The sequence below is a fragment of the Pseudomonas sp. PGPPP1 genome, from assembly GCF_002255865.1.
In the GTDB taxonomy this organism is placed as follows: domain Bacteria; phylum Pseudomonadota; class Gammaproteobacteria; order Pseudomonadales; family Pseudomonadaceae; genus Aquipseudomonas; species Aquipseudomonas cremoris.
This window is the reverse complement of record NZ_NKIG01000085.1, coordinates 1-1115: the sequence shown is the minus strand read 5'-3', so window position 1 is coordinate 1115 and position 1115 is coordinate 1. Positions and strand designations below refer to the sequence as shown.

Here is a 1115-nt window from a genome sequence, read left to right as displayed (position 1 = left end):
AAGGTGCCATCCAAATAGCAGCCATCCGCGCGTACGGCGAGAGCCTCAACGGCTTCGTCAAGCAGTACGGTGATGTGGTTAAAGCCGCTATCAATAGTCACAGGATCAAATCACGCAGTTCATCAGGCATAGCGCCCGGTTGTTGAATAGCAGCCAGGTCCGCTGCAGACACAGCATCCCAGGCATCTTCGTCCCACAATTGGAACTTGTTCAGTTGGCCCACCAGCATTGCGCGCTTATCGAGCTTGGCGTACTCGCGCAAACGCGGCGGCACCAGGAAACGACCACTGCCATCGAGTTCGAGGTCGACGGCATTACCGATCAGCAAACGCTGCAAACGGCGGTTTTCTTCACGCAATGAAGGCAGAGCGCGCAACTTGGTTTCAATCAACTCCCACTCATCGAGCGGGTAAACACATAAACAAGGATCAACGGCATCAATGGTGATGATCAGTTGCCCGGAACTTCGCGAAATGAGCTCGTCACGATACCGGCTCGGCATGGCGAGACGGCCTTTTGCATCGAGACTGATAGCGTTAGCTCCGCGAAACACAGATGCGTTTCTCCAAATTTTAGCGTTTTACGTTCAAAAAACCCACTTTGTGCCACTTTCCGCCACTTGCGCACACTATAGGAATGCGCCCACCACACCGTCAAGGCGCGGATTCAAGGAAAAGCCTTACAGAACGGAGATTTAGGATCGTAAAAGGAGGAGAAACCAGAGTTCGGCGATGTTTTTGGCCCAACAAGCGCTAATAGCTCAAAGAGCTATGGCTTAAAGTTAAAGTGATTTATTAAGAGTAAGATTTTTTTGGTATTACGAAGATGCATCTGCCAATGATTCGGCAGGGAGGGATTCTTGCGTTATTACCGGGTTTCTGCCCGAGATTCGGACAGAAGGAAAAAGGTGGAGAGTCGATCTATAAGCCGGGTTCTGTCTTGAACAGTCATTCGTCTACGATGGCCATCACTGGACATCTTTAGCAACCTACCCGGTCCCAGCGCGGGCCACGCCTTGGGACCCTATTTGGTCTTGCTCCAAGTGGGGTTTACCTAGCCACGAACTGTTGCCAGTCGTGCGGTGCGCTCTTACCGCACCTTTTCACCCTTACCGG

Annotated in this window: 1 protein-coding gene, 1 other RNA gene and 1 pseudogene; all 3 read right to left on the bottom strand. The window is 51.8% G+C overall.

The window, feature by feature from the left end:
• Positions 1-101 (bottom strand): annotated as a pseudogene (locus tag CFE47_RS31230) (16S rRNA (cytosine(1402)-N(4))-methyltransferase); the annotation flags it as partial.
• Positions 98-553 carry a division/cell wall cluster transcriptional repressor MraZ gene (gene mraZ / locus CFE47_RS31225; RefSeq protein WP_003171868.1) on the bottom strand — a complete coding sequence of 152 codons (456 nt, stop codon included), beginning with the start codon at positions 551-553 and terminating at the stop codon, positions 98-100. The pseudogene CFE47_RS31230 and the gene mraZ, both read right to left, overlap by 4 nt.
• Positions 554-907: 354 nt before the next feature.
• Positions 908-1115, bottom strand: an RNA gene (rnpB, locus tag CFE47_RS31220) — RNase P RNA component class A; the annotation flags it as partial.